Origin of the sequence: Novosphingobium clariflavum (genome assembly GCF_026420865.1) — a bacterium.
GTDB lineage: Bacteria > Pseudomonadota > Alphaproteobacteria > Sphingomonadales > Sphingomonadaceae > Novosphingobium > Novosphingobium clariflavum.
Window position 1 is genome coordinate 1 of record NZ_JAPCWC010000023.1, and the last position, 18,166, is coordinate 18,166.

17 protein-coding genes are annotated in these 18,166 nt (G+C 65.6%); 11 read left to right on the top strand and 6 right to left on the bottom strand.

Going from position 1 to position 18,166, the window contains the following annotated elements:
* Positions 1-39 precede the first annotated feature (39 nt).
* From OKA11_RS19515 to OKA11_RS19540, 6 genes are all read left to right on the top strand, one after another.
* Positions 40-381 (top strand): glycine zipper 2TM domain-containing protein, encoded by a 342-nt coding sequence (locus OKA11_RS19515; RefSeq protein ID WP_207078949.1) that lies wholly within the window; start codon positions 40-42, stop codon positions 379-381.
* A gap of 334 nt (positions 382-715) precedes the next feature.
* Positions 716-1,471, top strand: a complete 756-nt coding sequence (locus tag OKA11_RS19520) for an SDR family oxidoreductase (protein ID WP_267223427.1) — start codon at positions 716-718, stop codon at positions 1,469-1,471.
* 98 nt (positions 1,472-1,569) lie between these two features.
* Positions 1,570-2,814, top strand: a complete 1,245-nt coding sequence (locus OKA11_RS19525) for a class I SAM-dependent methyltransferase (RefSeq protein ID WP_370584585.1) — start codon at positions 1,570-1,572, stop codon at positions 2,812-2,814.
* Between the two features lie 89 nt (positions 2,815-2,903).
* Positions 2,904-4,124, top strand: coding sequence for an argininosuccinate synthase (locus tag OKA11_RS19530; protein ID WP_267223430.1), 1,221 nt, complete (start codon positions 2,904-2,906; stop codon positions 4,122-4,124).
* A gap of 130 nt (positions 4,125-4,254) precedes the next feature.
* A complete protein-coding gene (locus OKA11_RS19535) occupies positions 4,255-4,824 on the top strand; it encodes a septal ring lytic transglycosylase RlpA family protein (RefSeq protein ID WP_267223431.1) in 570 nt (189 codons plus the stop codon).
* Positions 4,825-5,068: 244 nt separating this feature from the next.
* Positions 5,069-5,293: a hypothetical protein gene (locus OKA11_RS19540; RefSeq protein ID WP_267223433.1), complete on the top strand. Its 225-nt coding sequence runs from the start codon at positions 5,069-5,071 to the stop codon at positions 5,291-5,293.
* Positions 5,294-6,407: 1,114 nt separating this feature from the next.
* Here the strand turns inward: OKA11_RS19540 and OKA11_RS19545 are convergent.
* Entirely contained in the window at positions 6,408-6,635 is a 228-nt protein-coding gene (locus OKA11_RS19545; RefSeq protein ID WP_267223435.1) for a hypothetical protein, read from the bottom strand.
* 213 nt (positions 6,636-6,848) lie between these two features.
* Here OKA11_RS19545 and OKA11_RS19550 point away from each other — a divergent pair, with 213 nt between their 5' ends.
* Together OKA11_RS19550 and OKA11_RS19555 are read left to right on the top strand one after the other, a co-directional pair.
* On the top strand, positions 6,849-7,322 hold the full coding sequence (locus OKA11_RS19550; RefSeq protein ID WP_267223437.1) for a helix-turn-helix domain-containing protein: 474 nt from the start codon (positions 6,849-6,851) through the stop codon (positions 7,320-7,322).
* 98 nt (positions 7,323-7,420) lie between these two features.
* Entirely contained in the window at positions 7,421-7,597 is a 177-nt protein-coding gene (locus OKA11_RS19555; protein WP_267223439.1) for a hypothetical protein, read from the top strand.
* A gap of 134 nt (positions 7,598-7,731) precedes the next feature.
* Here the strand turns inward: OKA11_RS19555 and OKA11_RS19560 are convergent, their stop codons facing one another.
* The 3 genes from OKA11_RS19560 to uvrA are packed head-to-tail and all read right to left on the bottom strand — an operon-like array spanning position 7,732 to position 11,382.
* Positions 7,732-7,956, bottom strand: a complete 225-nt coding sequence (locus OKA11_RS19560; RefSeq protein WP_267223442.1) for a hypothetical protein — start codon at positions 7,954-7,956, stop codon at positions 7,732-7,734.
* Positions 7,953-8,465, bottom strand: coding sequence for a hypothetical protein (locus OKA11_RS19565; protein ID WP_267223444.1), 513 nt, complete (start codon positions 8,463-8,465; stop codon positions 7,953-7,955). Before OKA11_RS19565 ends, OKA11_RS19560 begins: the two co-directional genes overlap by 4 nt.
* 10 nt (positions 8,466-8,475) lie before the next feature.
* Positions 8,476-11,382 carry an excinuclease ABC subunit UvrA gene (gene uvrA / locus OKA11_RS19570; RefSeq protein WP_267223446.1) on the bottom strand — a complete coding sequence of 969 codons (2,907 nt, stop codon included), beginning with the start codon at positions 11,380-11,382 and terminating at the stop codon, positions 8,476-8,478.
* Positions 11,383-11,901: 519 nt separating this feature from the next.
* Here uvrA and OKA11_RS19575 point away from each other — a divergent pair.
* Both OKA11_RS19575 and OKA11_RS19580 read left to right on the top strand, forming a co-directional pair.
* A complete protein-coding gene (locus OKA11_RS19575; RefSeq protein ID WP_267223448.1) occupies positions 11,902-12,306 on the top strand; it encodes a UrcA family protein in 405 nt (134 codons plus the stop codon).
* A gap of 411 nt (positions 12,307-12,717) precedes the next feature.
* Positions 12,718-13,134, top strand: coding sequence for a hypothetical protein (locus OKA11_RS19580; RefSeq protein ID WP_267223449.1), 417 nt, complete (start codon positions 12,718-12,720; stop codon positions 13,132-13,134).
* 194 nt (positions 13,135-13,328) lie between these two features.
* On the opposite strand, the gene OKA11_RS19585 is transcribed toward OKA11_RS19580, so the two are convergent.
* A complete protein-coding gene (locus OKA11_RS19585) occupies positions 13,329-14,405 on the bottom strand; it encodes a sensor histidine kinase (protein ID WP_267223451.1) in 1,077 nt (358 codons plus the stop codon).
* A gap of 278 nt (positions 14,406-14,683) precedes the next feature.
* On the opposite strand from OKA11_RS19585, the gene OKA11_RS19590 reads away from it, so the two are divergent.
* Positions 14,684-16,345 (top strand): M28 family metallopeptidase, encoded by a 1,662-nt coding sequence (locus OKA11_RS19590; protein WP_267223453.1) that lies wholly within the window; start codon positions 14,684-14,686, stop codon positions 16,343-16,345.
* Position 16,346: 1 nt separating this feature from the next.
* On the opposite strand, the gene OKA11_RS19595 is transcribed toward OKA11_RS19590, so the two are convergent.
* Positions 16,347-17,864, bottom strand: a complete 1,518-nt coding sequence (locus tag OKA11_RS19595; protein WP_267223455.1) for an ABC1 kinase family protein — start codon at positions 17,862-17,864, stop codon at positions 16,347-16,349.
* Positions 17,865-18,166: the final 302 nt, after the last annotated feature.

Here is an 18,166-nt window from a genome sequence, read left to right on the forward strand (position 1 = left end):
CCTCCAGGTCGCAACAGACAAGCCACATGGAGGACACAAATGCGTAAAGCACTGATCGCAGCCACTCTCGCCACCCTCACGGTTTCCACCGGCCTGCTGACCGAAGCCGCCGAAGCCCATGGGCGCGGTCGTGGTCGTGGCCCGGAATATCACCACACCGACAACGGTATCCGCTACTGGCGCGGCAATGACGGCCGTTACCGCTGCCGCAAGTCGAACGGCACCACCGGCCTGCTCGTCGGCGGCGTGGCCGGCGCATTGGTTGGCCGCGCCATCGACACCCGCGGCGACCGCGCCACCGGCACGATCCTGGGCGCCGGCGCCGGCGCCCTGCTCGGCCGCGAGGTCGACCGTAACAACAGCCGCCCGCGCTGCCGCTGATCGCGGCCGGCACCGCCGGACAGAAAAAGGCGCGCCGCTGCATGCGGCGCGCCTTTTTTCGTGCCGGGCGCGGCCATGGCGAACAGCGGCGCCCCGCGCGCGCAACCGTGCGGGCCTCCCGCGCCACCGGCCAATCTATCCGTCTGTGCATAGGGGCCTTTCATAAGCCGCCCGACTATGCTCCTATGCCGGCAATGGTCGCGCGAAGCCCCCTCCCCCTCATGCTCCGGCAATCGCCCCTCCAGCGCCGTCCCGCCCGGGCCGATCGGGGGGCGGGAATTTCCCCTGAACCGTGTCAATTGTGTCAACCGCAAGGTGACAGGTGAGCGCAGGCATGAGCGAACGGCCAACCATGCTCGTCACCGGCGGGGCCAAGCGGATCGGCGCGGCCATCGCCCGTGCCTATGGCGCTGCGGGCTGGCACGTGGTGATCCACTATGGCCGCTCGCGCGCACAGGCGGAAGAACTGGCCCTCGAACTGTCCAGCGCCGAGATCGTCAGCTGCGAGCTGGATAGCTGGGACGCTCCCCTGGCCATGGTCACGCAACTGGCTGAGCGACTGGCGGACTGGCGCGTGCTGGTGAACTGCGCCGGGATGTTCGACCTCGATACCGCGCAAAAACTCGATCCCGCGACATACGAAAAGGCGATGCGGGTGAATGCCGCCACCCCGGCGCGGCTGGCGCAGGCCTTCCTCGCCCAGTCACGCAGCCCGCATGGCCGCCGGGTGATCCACGTCACCGACCAGAAGCTGCTCAATCCCAATCCGGACTTCTTCTCCTACACGATGAGCAAGCACGCCCTTGCCGCGACGGTACCGATGCTCTCGATGGCGCGGGAGCGCGAGGAAGACCGGATCTACGCCCTTGCGCCGGGCGCCATCCTCGCCAGCCACGACCAGAGCGAGGCCGAAACGGAAATTTCGCACCGCATGAACCTGCTCCACCGCAAGACCACTCCGGACGATGTCGCCGAAGCCGCGCTGTTCCTGGGCAGCGGCTGGCTGGCGAGCGGGGAGACGCTATTTGTAGATTCAGGCCAGCACCTGCTCGCGCAGCCGCGCGACGTCCTGTTTCTCGCCCGGCAGTAGGGAGAGAAGCTGCCGGATTTCTCGCCTTCGCTTGCGACCTTCGCACGTGAAACCCTCTTGTTCCGGGCCTTCGCGCCCTTCACAAACGGCTGATGGCAATGGGAATTCTCGATCGCTTCCTCGAACGCGGCGTCCGCCAGGGCACGCTGGAACTCACCCGCCCGGACGGCAGCGTAAAGCGTGTCGGCACGGCGACCCCCGGCTTCCCGGATGTGCGCATCCGCTTCACCGACAGCAAGGCCGAGCGCCAGATTCTCACCGACCCCCGCCTCGGCGCGGCGGAAGCCTACATGGATGGCAAGCTTGTCGTCGAAGGCGACGACATCATGGGGCTTGTCGAACTGCTGCGCGCCAATGCCAAGTGGGACAAGGGCGGCGAACTGCACGAACAGTCGGCACTGAAGAAAGTCACCGGCAAGCTCGTCACGCTGGTCGACGGCATCAACAAGGCGGCAAGCGCCAAGAAGAACATCGCCCACCACTACGACATCGGCAACGAGCTTTATAAGCTTTTCCTCGATATCGAGCACATGCAATACTCCTGCGCCTACTGGCCCGATCCCGAAGGCATGACGCTGGAGCAGGCGCAGACCGCCAAGCTCGCGCATATCGCTGCCAAGCTGGCGCTCGAACCTGGCCAACGCGTGCTCGACATCGGCTGCGGCTGGGGCGGCATGGCGATCTACCTCGCCAGGCACGCGGATGTCTCGGTGCTCGGCATCACGCTCAGCGAGGAGCAGCTCGAACTTGCCCGCGAACGCGCCGAGCAGGCGGGCGTGGCGGACAAGTGCACGTTCCAGCTCGTCGATTACCGCGACCTTGCGGCGCGCGGAGAGAAGTTCGACCGTATCGTCTCGGTCGGCATGTTCGAGCACGTGGGCCAGGCGCAGTTCGCGCAGTTCTTCAAGGCCTGCGGTCAGCTTCTGCCCGATGACGGCGTGATGCTGCTTCACACCATCGGCCGCATGGGCGGGCCCGGCTCGACCGACGCCTTCACCCGCAAGTACATCTTCCCCGGCGGCTATATCCCTGCGCTCAGCGAGACAGTTGCGGCCAGCGAGAAGTTCCGCCTGATCGCCACCGACGTCGAGAACCTGCGCCTCCACTACGCCTTCACCTTGCGCGAATGGTACAAGCGCTGCGTCGCCAACAAGGCGGCCATCATCGCGATGATGGACGAGCGGTTCTACCGCATGTGGATCTTCTACCTCGCCGGCGCCACCGCTGCCTTCGAAAGCGGCAGCATGTGCAACTACCAGATCCAGTATGCCCGGACCCGCAAGACACTGCCGTTCACGCGCGACTACATGGCGGCAGCCGAAGGCGCGCTGCTCGGCGCATAGACCCATACCTTTCCTTCATTGCGCAAGGGGGCGCGTGCTGTTAGGCGCGCGTCCCGAATCCAATGCCCATTCCTGCGGAGCCCGCGCCCATGTCCGACAGCATCAAGAAGGTCGTCCTCGCCTACTCCGGCGGCCTCGACACCAGCGTCATTCTCAAGTGGCTTCAGGTCACCTACAACTGCGAAGTGGTGACCTTCACCGCCGACCTCGGTCAGGGTGAGGAACTCGAACCGGCCCGTGCCAAGGCCAAGCTGATGGGCCTGCCGGACGAGAACATCTACATCGACGACCTGCGCGAAGAATTCGTGCGCGACTTCGTCTTCCCGATGATGCGCGCCAACGCCCGCTACGAAGGCGACTATCTCCTCGGCACCTCGATCGCCCGTCCGCTCATCTCCAAGCGCCTGATCGAGATCGCCCACGAGACCGGCGCCGACGCGGTCGCCCACGGCGCCACCGGCAAGGGCAACGACCAGGTCCGCTTCGAACTCTCGGCCTACGCGCTCGATCCCAGCATCAAGGTCATCGCCCCCTGGCGCGAGTGGGACCTCACCAGCCGCACCTCGCTCATCGCCTGGGCCGAGCAGCACCAGATCCCCGTCCCCAAGGACAAGCGCGGCGAAAGCCCGTTCTCGACCGACGCCAACCTCCTCCACACTTCGTCCGAAGGCAAGGTCCTGGAAGATCCGTGGGAAGAGACCCCCGACTACGTCTACTCGCGCACCGTCAACCCGGAAGACGCGCCGGACGCACCGGAATACATCACCATCGACTTCGAGAAGGGTGACGGCGTCGCGCTCAACGGCGTTGCGATGAGCCCCGCCTCGCTGCTCACCGCGCTCAACGAGCTTGGCCGCAAGCACGGCATCGGCCGCCTCGACCTCGTCGAGAACCGCTTCGTCGGCATGAAGTCGCGCGGCATGTACGAGACGCCCGGCGGCGAGATCTACGCCCGTGCCCACCGCGGCATCGAGCAGATCACGCTCGACCGCGGCGCCGCGCACCTCAAGGACGAGCTGATGCCGAAGTACGCCGAGCTCATCTACAACGGCTTCTGGTTCGCACCGGAGCGCGAGATGCTGCAGGCCGCCATCGATCACTCGCAGCTGCGGGTGAACGGCACCGTCCGCCTCAAGCTCTACAAGGGCAATGCCTCGGTCGTCGGCCGCAAGTCGGCGGACTCGCTCTACTCCGAACGCCACGTCACGTTCGAGGACGATGCCGGCGCCTACGACCAGAAGGACGCGGCCGGTTTCATCAAGCTGAACGCCCTGCGCCTGCGCCTGCTCGCCCAGCGCGACTCCAGGTAAATACCCCCGGATTCGGCCTTCCGAATCCTTTCAACGTCTTAACGACATCCGGCGGCCCGTTGCCAAAGTGCGACGGGCCGCTTTTGCATGGGTGCCCATCACGGCGAACTGCCTGTAGGAGTCCCTGCCTATGACGGGGAAGCAAAACCAACCGCCTAAGGCTCTCGCAAAGCGCATCGGCTTCGCTCTGGCGACCGCGGCGCTCATCGCAGCTCCAGCCTCTTCGGCCATCGCCGAGGGCCGGCTGGTCTCGCTGCCCGGCGCCGAGCCGGTTGCGGCCATCAAGGCGCCGACCGCCATGGTCGCTCCCGCCGCGCTGGCACCGGTCCAGACCGCCCTGCCCGCAGCCGCCCCGCTCAATCCGCTCGCCGATGCTGCCGAGCCCGACGAACAGGCGTTCGAGACCATCGGTTCGGGCATGGCCAGCTTCTACGGCCGCGAGCTTGCGGGCAACCGCACCGCCAGCGGCGAACGCTTCGACCCGACCCGCCTCACCGCCGCGCACCGCACCCTGCCGCTCGGCTCGCAGGTCCGCGTCACCAATCCCGCCAACGGCCAATCGGTGATCGTCACCGTGAACGACCGCGGTCCGTTCCACTCGAACCGCCTGATCGACCTCAGCAAGGCCGCTGCCGACAAGATCGGCATCTCGCGCGCCGGCTCCGGCAAGGTCGAAATCGCCGTCCGCGACGACGACTGATCCGCTGCTCTGCCTGATCTGAAAAGAGGTTAGGCCGACGCGGTAACGGAGGGGGGTGGGGGAAGCACCGCGCCGGCCTTCACCCATAGAAACACCGCCAGCACCATGGAGTTCCCGGCCGCCGAAATTTTTTCGCGCGCCCGCCGCGCCGTGCGGTTGACACAGTTGACACGGTCCAGCGCAAAACCGTCCAGCCCCGCCTTGGGCTCCGTTTCGGCCCCCGTTTTGCGCCCCACGCGCCGACTTGAACTCCATCGGCGCCCAGTCCCCGGCCAGCACCCCGTCCACGCACGCCACCGCCCGGCCCTGCCACGCATCCCACTCGCCCGCCGCCGCCGAGCGGCACGCCGCCAGATCGAGCGCCGGGCCCTCGCCGATCTCGCCGCCGACCGACTCCCCGGCATCCACCGCATCGAGCCAGGCCTCACGCTCGGCCATCGCCATCGCCGCGCCCAATTCCGCCACATAGCGCGATCGCTCCGCCGGTAGCGCCGCGCCTTCATCCTCGCCGTCCAGCAGAGCCAGCTCCTCCGGCACCGCGCCCGCCACCCGCGCCAGCACCTCGTCGAACCGCTGGGCGTGAGCGCCCGCCTCGGTCTCCTCCGCCGCCCGGTCGAGCCGCGCCAGATGCGCCAAGAGCAGCCGCGCATCGAACCGCCGCCGCACCGCCACCTGCTCGCCGTGATAGAACACGGCCTCCTCCACCCCATCGAGCGCCCGCGTCGCCAACACTTCCTCGACATGCCGCCGCGCCAGCACCAGCGCCGCATCCCACCCCTGCGCGAAAAGCCCATCCCGCCGCCGCAGCACATAAGCCGACTGCCGGCTCATCCCGACCGCCGCCGCCGCCGAGCGCACGTCGCCCCGCTCAGCCAGCCGGTGCAGAAACCGAACCTTCCGCTCCGCCGTCCAGGAATTGTGAGAGCCCTCCCCGGCACGGGGAGGGGGAGCATCCGCTCGATGGTGGAGGGGACTCGCGACCTCGCCGAACGCCAGATCGGCAGAACAGGAAGAACCAGAGAAAATGCGAGGGCCATCGCCCTCGCGCTCCCCAACCCTTCCCGCCGCGCCCGATGGCCCCGAAGCGCCCTGCCCGCGAGCAAGCCCCTCACCCAGCCCATCCCCGTCGCCCCACCGACCCGAAGGGCAATGCGCCGCATCAAAGCCGCAATCGCTCTCGACGAGGCGCCGGGCTCGCGCAAAGGACTCCCCCGGCAACCCGATATCGCGAGACGCCGGAATCCACCCCCGCCCGGCAGCGGTGGAATAGGAAGAGTGTGAAGGGTCGGACATGGGTTCACCCCCAGGACTGGAGCCAAAGCCCCGACGCCGCCGCGCCGGGGTGAACCGGATCATTTATTGCATGTGGGGAGGTGTAGGAAAGGGGCCGGACGCATGGTTGCCACGGCCAGATTTAGAGCGTTTTCCGATCTGGTTGAATCAGATCGGGCTCTCCAGATTCTTTGTTTTCCGCGTTTTTCCGAGAGACTGCGTGCTCCACGCCGTTCGAAAAACGCTCTAGAACTGCCGATCAGACTGCACCGAACCACCCGCTCCGGGCTCTTGCCAATCGGCCCACTCCGTCATTCCAGCGGCAGCAAGATGTGCGGCGCTCCTGCGAAAAATATCCAGATAGCCGCAGCGATCACGCTCCACAGCAGCAGACTGCCCGCCACACAGGCCAGGAACGCCACAACATCGCCCTTGTCGCTGCGCCCTCCACCGCGACAACGCTCCCCCAAGCCATCGCCACCCGATCGTCCGCGATCAAACATCAGAACATTGGCTGCACCAGCGTCATAAAGCGACATGCGCGCCCCCCTTGCACATACATTGCCTTGGCTGCGCTTCTATCCCACCACAAAATCACGCGTGAATTAACTAACTGCAATGGAGGATATCCGGCGACTATTGAACACTTACGGCGTCAGCGGTTAACTCTTTGTAGCTTTGAACGATGGCGTTTGGCGCGGAGGAACGAATCATCCATTTTCGTCCAATGACAAATGACGGGATGAGAACAAATGGATTTGACCAACTCAAAGACCATGGATCTATTGAGGGAAGTTGATCGCCTTGGGCCGCTCCTGGAAAAGATAACGGCCCATATAGAAACGGTACTGACCGGACATAATGCGGATGCCAGCGCCAGAATCGACGACAAAAGACTGACGCAAATTGCCACCCTGCTTTATCGGGCGAGAAGAAAGCGCGCCGAATTCCTCCCCATTGATCTGCTTGGCGAACCTGCATGGGACTTGATGCTGGACCTCTTTTCACACCATCATTCAGGCAAAAACATCAGCATCACATCCGCGACCATCGCATCTGCAGTCTCCCCGACCACCGGACTGCGCTGGATATCGCTTCTCGAAGGCCGGAAATGGATCGAACGCTTCGATGATCCTTCGGACAAACGCCGCTCGTTCATCCGGCTCACTGACAATGGTTACAACGCGATAGCCAATTGCCTGCGCATCTACGCTGAAACTCTTTGACAGAAAACTACTTGCCGCAATCGGGTCGCAAAGATTGCATTTCTTGTCATGACGAGGATCAAATGCTAATTCTACGTAGAATTACGCAGGAGGCGTCGATGGTCGATCAAGAAACTGCGACGGAACTGCAGCAGATCGTAGCGGAACTCACAACGCTCCTCGCGCGCCTTGACGCCTGCGGCCAGCATGTCCCGGCCGTCCACCTCCAGATGACAATCGACGCCATCCGATCGAACGGCAAGTTCGACGAGCCGGAATTCGCACCGGCATCCTGATCGGCACCAGCAACACGCGAGACTCCCGCACACGCCGGAAACCCCCTAAGGCCCGCGAACCTCGCCAAACTTGTTCTTGATCAACCTGTCCTCTGACGTGCTTCGCGTAATCCCCGCGTTGCAGGAACGAGCCGCTACCAGTTCGCGCCGGTCTTCGCGATTTGATCCAACAGGGCCTGTTTGGAAGGCGTGCGATCCACCGCGGCATTGCGCGGCAAGTGAGAAATTTTCGCCGCTTTGCGGCGCGCGGCAAGGCGCGCGCCAAGTTCGGCCATATCCATGACCGTCTCGTCCAGTTCAGTCGATGATGTCTTCAACGCCATAATCGCCCATGCTTTCCTCGCGGATGCGGCGTTCAAGATAATCCAGATCCGCATCGGGGTGAAGGGATAGCAGTATCCGCGCCTGATCGATGCGGTCCGGCGCGCTGCGCGAGGCGAACTGGCCCATGCGGTCTGCGAAGGTCTTCAACGCAAATCACACGAAACAGTGCGGCTTCACCGATAGGACGGATCAAGCGCAAACGGGCGGGCTCGATGTTGCCATCCATTGGCACTTCAGCAACGACCTCGAAACCGAGGCGCAATTCCGGGTGAATCCAGCCTTTGAGCATGGCACCGGCGCCACTCGGACGAACGAGGCCAGCCCGCTTCATCTCCTCTTCAAGTTCGGACTGACGGGTGGTGCAGATATCAAAGTCGCCGGTAGTGACAGCGCTGAGTGACCAGAACTCAGCAGCCGCTCCGCCCACGAGAATGGGGCGCTGCAGGCCGCGCCCGTACATGGCCTCGCTGACGCGCGCGAAAAGCTGGAGGGCGGCGACGAACTCGGGTCGGTAGCCGGAGTTGGCGTCGCCCTTCTCGCTCACTTGGCCACGCTCATTTCGCCCAGCTTGAAAGCAACGGCTTCAAATAGTGCCCGGTGAAGGACTTCTTAACCTTCACGATATCTTCCGGCGTGCCTTCCGCAATCACCTGACCGCCGCGCACGCCGCCTTCGGGGCCCATGTCGATGATCCAGTCGGCGGTCTTGATGACGTCGAGGTTGTGCTCGATCACCACCACCGAATTGCCCTGCTCGACAAGGCGGTGGAGCACTTCCAGCAGCTTGCGCACGTCCTCGAAGTGGAGGCCGGTGGTCGGCTCGTCGAGGATGTAGAGCGTCTGCCCGGTGGAGCGGCGGGCGAGTTCCTTGGCGAGCTTCACGCGCTGCGCCTCACCGCCGGACAGCGTGGTGGCCTGCTGGCCCACCTTGACGTAGCCGAGGCCGACTTCGTTCAGCATGTGCATCTTGTCGCGGATCGGCGGCACGGCCTTGAAGAACTCTTCCGCGTCCTCGATCGTCATGTCCAGCACGTCGGCGATGGAGTGGCCCTTGAACTTCACCTCCAGCGTTTCGCGGTTGTAGCGCTTGCCGTGGCATTCCTCGCAGGTGACGTAGACGTCGGGCAGGAAGTGCATCTCGATCTTGATCAGACCGTCGCCCTGGCACGCCTCGCACCGGCCGCCCTTGACGTTGAAGCTGAAGCGCCCGGCCTTGTAGCCGCGTGCCTCGGATTCCGGCAGCCCGGCGAACCAGTCACGAATCTGGGTGAAGGCGCCGGTGTAGGTGGCGGGGTTGGAGCGCGGGGTGCGGCCGATCGGGGACTGGTCGATCTCGATTACCTTGTCGCAGTGTTCGAGCCCGGTGATCCGGTCATGCGCCCCGGCCACCACGCGCGCGCCGTTGAGCTGGCGCGACGCGCCCGCCTGCAGCGTATCGATGGTGAGCGAGCTTTTGCCCGATCCGGACACGCCGGTGACGCAGCAGAACGTGCCGAGCGGGAACGCGGCGGTGACGCCCTGCAGGTTGTTGGCGCGGGCGTTCTCGACCACGATCTTCTTGCCGCTGCCCTTGCGACGCTCGGCCGGCACCTCGATCTTGCGGGTGCCGTTGAGGTAGGCGGCGGTGAGGCTGTTCTTGGCTTTCAGTACCTGCTTCAGCGTGCCTTCGGCCACGACTTCGCCGCCATGGACGCCGGCGCCGGGGCCAAGGTCGACGATGTGGTCGGCGGTGCGGATCGCGTCCTCGTCATGCTCGACGACGATCACCGTATTGCCGAGGTCGCGCAGGCGCTTGAGCGTTTCCAGCAGCATGTCGTTGTCGCGCTGGTGGAGGCCGATCGAGGGTTCGTCGAGCACGTAGAGCACGCCCGAGAGGCCCGAGCCGATCTGGCTGGCGAGGCGGATGCGCTGGCTCTCGCCGCCTGACAGCGTGCCGCTGGTACGGTCGAGGTTGAGGTAATCGAGCCCGACGTTGTTGAGGAAGCCCAGCCGCTCGTTGATTTCCTTGAGGATGGCCCTGGCGATCTGTTGCTGCTGGCTGGTCAGCTTGCCCTCAAGCTCTCCGAACCACGCAAAGCCGTCCGCCACCGAAAGCCGCGCGGCGTCGGCGATGTCGCTGCCGGCGATCTTGACCGAGAGCGCCTCGGGCTTGAGGCGCTTGCCCTCGCAGGTCTCGCAGGGCTGCGCGGTCTGGAACTTGGACAGCTCCTCGCGCATCCAGGCAGAGTCGGTCTGGATCATGCGGCGGTTGAGGTTGCCGATCACGCCTTCGAACGGCTTGTTGACCGTGTATTCCTTCTTGCCGTCCTTGAACGTCAGCGGCACGGCCTTGCCGCCGGTGCCGTAGAGGATGACGATCTTGAGCTCGGTCTGCAGTGCGTCCCACGGCGTGGTCAGGTCGAACCCGAAGTGCTCGGCCAGGCTGGAGAGCACCTGCATGTAATAAGGCGAAGGCGGGTTCGACTTGGCCCAGGGCACGATGGCGCCCTGCTTGAGGCTGAGATGCTCGTTGGGCACCACCAGTTGCGGGTCGAACAGCAGCTTCTCGCCGAGGCCATCGCAGGCCGGGCACGCCCCCTGCGGGGCGTTGAACGAGAACAGCCGCGGCTCGATCTCCTCGATCGTGAAGCCCGAGACCGGGCAGGCGAACTTTTCCGAGAAGACGATGCGGTTGGGCGGCAGGCCGGTGCCCTTGAGGTTCTTCTTGCCTTTACCCGCCTCCTCGCGCCCCGGCACGACGCCGTCGGCAAGGTCGATATAGGCAAGCCCCTCGGCCAGCTTCAGCGCCTGTTCGAAGCTGTCGGCCAGGCGGGTCTGGATGCCGTCCTTGACCGCGATGCGGTCGACCACGACCTCGATGTCGTGCTTGTACTTCTTGTCGAGCGCGGGGGCGTCCTCGATGGCGTAGAGTTCGCCGTCGATCCGCACGCGGGTGTAGCCCGCCTTCTGCCACTCGGCGAGTTCCTTGCGGTATTCACCCTTGCGTCCGCGCACGACCGGCGCGAGCAGGTAGGCGCGGGTGCCTTCGGGCAGCTCCATCACCCGGTCGACCATGTTGGAGACGGTCTGCGCCTCGATCGGCAGGCCGGTGGCGGGCGAATAGGGAATGCCCACGCGCGCCCAGAGCAGGCGCATGTAGTCCCAGATCTCGGTCACCGTCGCCACCGTGGAGCGCGGGTTGCGGCTGGTGGTCTTCTGCTCGATCGAGATCGCCGGGCTGAGGCCGTCGATATGCTCGACGTCGGGCTTCTGCATCATCTCCAGGAACTGGCGCGCATAGGCCGAGAGGCTCTCGACATAGCGACGCTGGCCCTCGGCATAGATCGTGTCGAACGCGAGGCTGGACTTGCCCGAACCCGACAGGCCGGTGATGACGATCAGCTTCTCGCGCGGGAGTTCGATGTCGAAACCCTTGAGGTTGTGCTCACGGGCGCCGCGGACGGTGATGTGGGAGAGACTCATGGGGGCGGTATGTTCCAGATTTGTTCGCGACACGCAAGCCATGCCGCAGCATGGACCGGTCCGGCGTCATTTGGGAACGCGCCTGAGGAAATCAACGCATGCCCCACCCCGCCTCACAGCGCCTGCAGATTTATCGCCACGCCATTCGTCGGCGATTCAATGCACTCCATCGAAGCGCCGATGCCGTTTGCCGATCAGGGGGTTTGCGGACTTGAAAGCGTCATCGTCAGGAGTAATAGAGTCCCTGCCCGAATAGAGTATCGACTCACCCTTTGCCGTGTTTTCTGCCTCGTTGAAATAAGTAAAGGCAGCATAACAATCGCTTGGCCAGGATCGTCGCAACACGGGCGAACAGCAGTCCATGCAGTACCTTCCGGCGAGCCATCGAGCCGGCGGAACAAGCATCTGCACAACTTTGCCTTTTTCGGAATTCGTCCGGGCCGCAGGCAGCTTTCAGGTTCGCGCAGCAGGGAGGCTGCGGGGATGATGGATGCTGCACTCTCAGGAGGAGTACCCAAGATGCACAGGTTTCATTGCACTTTCGCCATGGCCGTGACCGCAGCCACCATGATCGCGCTGGCCGCACCGGCCGCCGCCGAGGAAGTGGTCGTCAAGCACCAGATCGAAAAGGATGTTCCGCGTGTCGAGGTCCGCTACGGCGACCTCAATCTCGATAGCGAGGCAGGCCGCGACCGCCTGACCAACCGCCTCGATTCCGCCGTCCGCAAGGTCTGCGGATCGGCGGATTTCCGAGACCTTCCCGCGTTCGGTGGGATGATGACCTGCCGCGACGAATCCACCGAGCGTGCCTATGCGGCGCGCGACGAACTCTTCGCCCGGCAGATGGCCGCCCGTGAACGCGGCGAGAGCCTGGCACTTGCCGGGAACGGCGGCGGCACCCTCGCCGTCCTCGCGCAGCGCTAGGTCAAGGCCCGAAGGCACGCCGGTCCCGCCGCCCATGCGGGGCCGGCGCACCTTCGATAGATGCCCGCACGCGCAATTTGCGATCACCCCGCAGATGACAATCGATCATTTCACAGGACATACTTTTATAAAGACATTAAGTTCATTCCATATCCCATCACAAACTCATTTTAACGAATAACAGTATTTTTATAACGCGACATAAAGCCGCCCCACTTTGGCAAAAGCGGCGGAAGATCCGGCAATTACGCCGCCACCAGCGCCCTTCGCGCCGGGTTCCCGCCGCACCGCGCAGCCCGCCGCAGACAGGCCACACTCCGTCTCCGCGCCGCGCAATTCGTCGCATTGGCTTTGCGCGCCGCCGCGAAGACCGCCAGAGATGCGTGCAAACACCTTCAGGGACGGAGTACAATGATGAGGGGGTCGCATTTCCTGCGCGCACTGGGCGCGCCGGCATTCGCAATGGTGTCCGCGGCAACGCTGGCCACTGCATTCGCCAGCCCGGCGCTCGCCGACGATCCGCGCGATCCGACGATGACGCCCGAGGCCATCGCCCGCGACCGGGCGATCATCCGCAAGCTCAACCAGGACCAGCTCGCCTACGTGCGCCAGCGCGATGCGCAGTATGCCAAGGGCTGGAAGGCCTATCGCCAGTCGGGCGATGATGACGGCGATTTCGAGGAAGGCGACTACCCGTCAGGCCGAGCCGATTACGCCCGCCAGTCGCGCGACTATGCCCAGGCCCGCCGCGACTACGAGGCCGATCTCGCGCAGTGGCGCCGCGACGTCGCCGCCTGCCGCGCCGGCAACTATTCGCGCTGCCGCTGAGAACCCGTTTGGAAATTCGCGAAAGGCGGGTCGGACACAGCGTCCGGCCCGCCTTTTTGCTGCCCTGCAGCCGCGATACTGTCCGGCGGCGGGGCAGTTGCATTTGCCGCCGCCCCTTCCCGCGGCCTACCGCGGCTCAAGCCGCAAAGATAAGGCCGCAAAAATGGGGCCGCCAAGACACGCCAACGCTGATCTCACGTCACCAGTTCGATCAGCGGCGCCCTGATCTCCAGACTGAACCCATCGGCCTCGTAGCGCTGCTCGACCGTGCTGCGGGAACCGAAACCCATGTCAATCAACCGCGAACCGAAGCCCTTGCGCTGCGGCGCGCAGACCGGCGGGCCGCCTCGCTCCTGCCAGTGCAGGGTCAGGCTCTCGCCATCCAGTTCCCACCAGAAGCCGACGCTGCCCGTCTCATTCGACAGGGCGCCATACTTGATCGCATTGGTCGTCAGTTCGTGCAGCATGAGCGAGAGTGCCACCACCGCACGCGAGCCGATCTGCAATTGCGGCCCGGCGATCGATATGCGCTCGCGGGCGACATGCATCGCGATCGAGGAATGCACCACCTGTTCCAGCGAGGCCGCCGACCAGTCCTGATGGATCAGGACGTTATGGGCCTTGCCCATCGCCGCCAGCCGCGCCGAAAAGGCGTCCAGCGCCCCCGGCTCCGCCGAACCGCGCAGGCTCTGGCGCGCGATCGCCTGGACGAGGGCGAGCGTGTTCTTGAGGCGGTGCCCCAGTTCCTGGTTGGCGAGCGCCAGCGCGGCCTGCGCGCGCATCTTGCCGGTCGTCTCGACCACGGTGTCGAGCATGCCGCCGACGGAGCCGTCGGCCATCCTGAGCGGACTGTAGCAGAACGTGAACCAGGCCTGCTCGCGGTAGCCGAAACGCTCGACCTCCAGCGGGAAATCCTCGATGTAGGTGGGCTCGCCGGCAAAGGCGCGATCGGCGATCGGGCCGATGATCTCCCATGCCTCGGACCATATATCGGCAAACGAGCGCCCAAGCGGGGCCGGCTTGTCACCCAGGATCGGCACGAAGGCATCGTTGTAGAGCGTCGTCAGCCCGGCGCCCCAGATGATCGCCTTGGGGAAGCGGGAATCGAGCATCTGCTCGACCACGAGACGCAGTTCGACCGGCCAGTCTTCGCGCGAGCCCAGCGGGGTCGTGCTCCAGTCGAAGGCGGCAATCTGCTCGCACATGCCAGGGACGGCATGCAGCCCACCCGCCGAGGCGCAAGGCAGTCCCGCAAGAGGGGCGGCGGTCATGAAATGGGGATCTCTGTTCTCCCTAGCGATCCAAGGTAGTTCACAGCGTTTCGGACAAAACCCGCCGCTTGTCCAAGACATTCTGCTTTGCGGCCGCGGCCCCTGCGTCCACCGGCGCCGCGCCTGTCCAGAGCACGCTTGCCTCCCCTGCCCCGCTGCCTAGAGCAGTTTCCGATCTGATTGAATCAGATCGGGCTCTCCAGATTCTTTGTTTTCCGCGTTTTTCCGAGTCACTGCGTGTTCCACTCCGTTCGAAAAACGCTCTAAAAGCGGGGGCTATGAAAAAGTCCCTCCTCGCGCCCGTCGCCGCGCTGCTCGCCTCCGTCTGCCACCCTGCCATCGCGCGTGAGGCCATCGATGCCGACCGCATGGTCGCCGACGTGAAGACGCTCTCGTCCGATACTTTCGAGGGCCGCGCGCCGGGCACCGTGGGTGAGGAGCGCACCATCGGCTACCTGATCGCGCGGTTCCAAGACATCGGCCTCCAGCCTGCCGGGCCGGACGGCCAGTGGGTGCAGAAAGTGCCGCTGCTGCACACCAAACTCGGCGCGCCCCGGACGCTCGCCTTCGCAGGCCCCAAGGGGGCGATGCCGGTGACGGTCGCCAAGGACATCTACATCTCCACCCTGCGCCCCGAGGACAGCGCGCGGATCGCCGGCGCGCCGGTGGTCTTCGTCGGCTACGGCGTGCATGCACCCGAGCGCGGCTGGGACGACTTCAAGGGCATGGACCTCAAGGGCAAGCTCGTTGTCTTCCTCATCAACGATCCCGACTTCTACGCGAAGAAGGGCGAGCCCGCCGCCGGCAAGTTCGGCGACCGGACGATGACCTACTACGGCCGCTGGACCTACAAGTTCGAGGAAGCCGCGCGGCAGGGCGCGATCGGCGCACTGATCGTGCATGACACGGCGGGCGCGGGCTATGGCTGGAACGTCGTCACCAGCCCGGGCGGCGAGAACTACGACATCGTGCGCAGCAAGGACAAGCTCACCAGCCTGGCGCTGCAGGGCTGGCTCTCCGCCGACGCGGCGACGCGCCTGTTCGCCTCGGCCGGGCTGGACCTTGCCCGGCTCTCGGTCGCCGCGCGCCGTCCGGACTTCAAGCCGGTGCCCCTCAAGGGCGTGACCTTCGATGCCGATGTCCCGGTCGCCCACGAGGAAGTCATGAGCCACAACGTGCTGGCGCAGATCCCCGGCACCACCCGCAAGGACGAGACGGTGATGTTCGGCGCCCACTGGGATGCCTATGGCAAGGGCGCTCCCGACGCCCAGGGCCGCATCTACCGCGCGGGTGCCAACGACGACGGCATCGGCATCGCCGGCATCCTCGACATCGCCCGCGTCATGAAGAGCGAACCGGCGCCGCAGCGCACCGTCGTCTTCGCGGCCTGGACGGCGGAAGAGCGCGGGCTGCTCGGCTCCGAATTCTATGCCGCCAACCCGGTCTTCCCGATGGAGAAGACCGTCGCCAACCTCACCATCGACGTGCTCCAGACCGCAGGCGCCGCCAACGACGTCACCGTGATCGGCAAGGGCCAGGACACGCTGGAGGACGACATGGCGCGCGTCGCGGCAACCCAGGGCCGCCGCGTGACCACCGAAAGCCTGCCCGAGCGCGGCCTGTTCTACCGCGCCGACCACTTCTCCTTCGCCAAGCGCGGCGTGCCGGTGATGCTGATGATGGGCCTTGCAGGCGCCGCCGATCTCAAGGACGGCGGGGTCAAGGCCGGCCAGGCCTGGATCGATGCCTATACCGGCCAGTGCTACCACCAGGCCTGCGACGCCTGGTCGCCCGCATGGAAGATGGAAGGCGCGGTGCAGGACGTCGAACTGATCCGCACCATCGGCGAGGAACTGGCCCGTTCGGCCAAGTGGCCGCAGTGGAAGCCGGGGTCCGAGTTCAAGGCCGCGCGCGACACCTCGGAGGCGGCGCGCCGATAACTCAGGTCCAGTGAATGAGCAGGTCGGCGGCGGCGTGGAGCACCACGGCGCCGCCGATCAGCCATCCCGCCAGCCGTACCGCGCGGGCCGTGCCCTCGTCCCGGGCATCCCGGGCGGGCGGCGGCGAGGCTTCCAGCCGCGCCGAGGCGGCGCGCAGGAAGCGCGGCGCCTCATCGGCAAGGCGCGTCAGTTCGAGCAGCGCCGTCTCCAGCCTGTCCGGCGCGGCAAGGCGCTGCAGGCGCGAGGCGACCAGCTTGCCGCGCATCCGCTCCAGCGCCTCGGACAAGTCGAAATCCGGCGCGATGCCCGTCAAGACCCCGTCCATCGTCACCATCGCCTTGAAGATCAGCACGAGGTCGGGCGGCAGCACCAGTCCCTGCTGCCGCAGCAGCGGGAAGAAGTCCGCCATCATCGCGCCGAGCACCAGCGACCCCGTGCCGTGCCGCGCGACCAGCCGCTCGGAGGCGGCGAGCAGCGTGTCACGGGCCACCTCGCCGCTCTGCGACCAGGCCGCCAGCATGTCCGCCACGCCGCCGGGATCGCCGCTGCGCAAGGCGAGGATGAAGGTCAGGAACTCGTGCTGGCGGCGCGGACTGACAAACCCCACCGAGCCGAGATCGAGCAGCGCCAGTCCGTCTCCGGGCTGGCACAGCAGATTCCCCGGATGCGGGTCGGCATGGAAGCGGCCGCTCACCAGCACCATCTCCAGCACCAGCTGCGCACCGAGCGCGGCGATGCGCGAGGGATCGATGCCCGCCTCCTTCAGTACCTCGGGATCGCGCGGGGGGATGCCTTCCACATAGTCCATGACCAGCACCGGCTCGCCGGTCCATTGCCAGTGAATGCGCGGCACCGTGACCCGCTCCAGCGCGGCAAGATCGGCGCGCAGCAGGTCGGCATTGCGCCCCTCGTTGGTGAAATCGAGTTCGGCGAGGATTTCGCGGCCAAGCTCTTCGATCATCGCGGCAGGCTTCATCCGGCGCACCGCAGCGCTGCGCGCCTCGGCGATCGCGGCGAGGTGGCGCATCAGCCTGAGGTCCGCCTCCATCCGCGCGCGAATGCCGGGGCGGCGTATCTTTACCGCAACCTCGGTGCCGTCCTGCAAGCGCGCCCGGTGGACTTGCGCGATCGAGGCAGCCGCCAGCGGCTCGGCATCGAAATGCGCGAAGACGGTTTCCGGCGGCCCGCCGAGCACGGCTTCCACCTCGCCCCGCAAGTCCTCGAAGGGAATGCGCGGGGCATCGCTCTGGAGTTGCTCGAAGGCGGCGATCCACGGATCGGGCAGCAAGTCGCGCCGGGTGGCGAGGATCTGGCCGAGCTTCACATAAGTCGGGCCGAGCGCCTCCAGCGCCTTGCGCGTGCGGGCCGGCAAGTCGCGGGGCTGCGCGCTGTCCTCGGCTGCCCCGTCCCCCAGCCCCAGGCGCACTGCCAGCGCTTCAAGGCCGAACCGGGCGATCACCGCCGAGACTTCGGCCATCCGCCCCCGGTCGCGCGCGGCCACGGCTATCGACTTGAACATGCGTCACTCCTTCAGCGGTGGACAACCTTCGGCAGCGCCTTCAGGTTCCGCTGACCCGCCCTCCCCCGGCGCCGAGCCGATTGGACAGCGGATCACGCACAAAGCTAGGCCGTAAACTCATAAACGGCACCATCGAGGTTTGAGGCAAAATGGTTCAGCGTGAGGAAGGAAGGCGACGGAATATGTCGATATTTCCAGACTTCCTGACGCAGCGATGGACCATTTTGCTTCAAACCCCGCAGGGGCGTCCAAATGGCATCCATCTCGAACCGAACCGCCCTTGGACGGGCAACCAGCCCGCC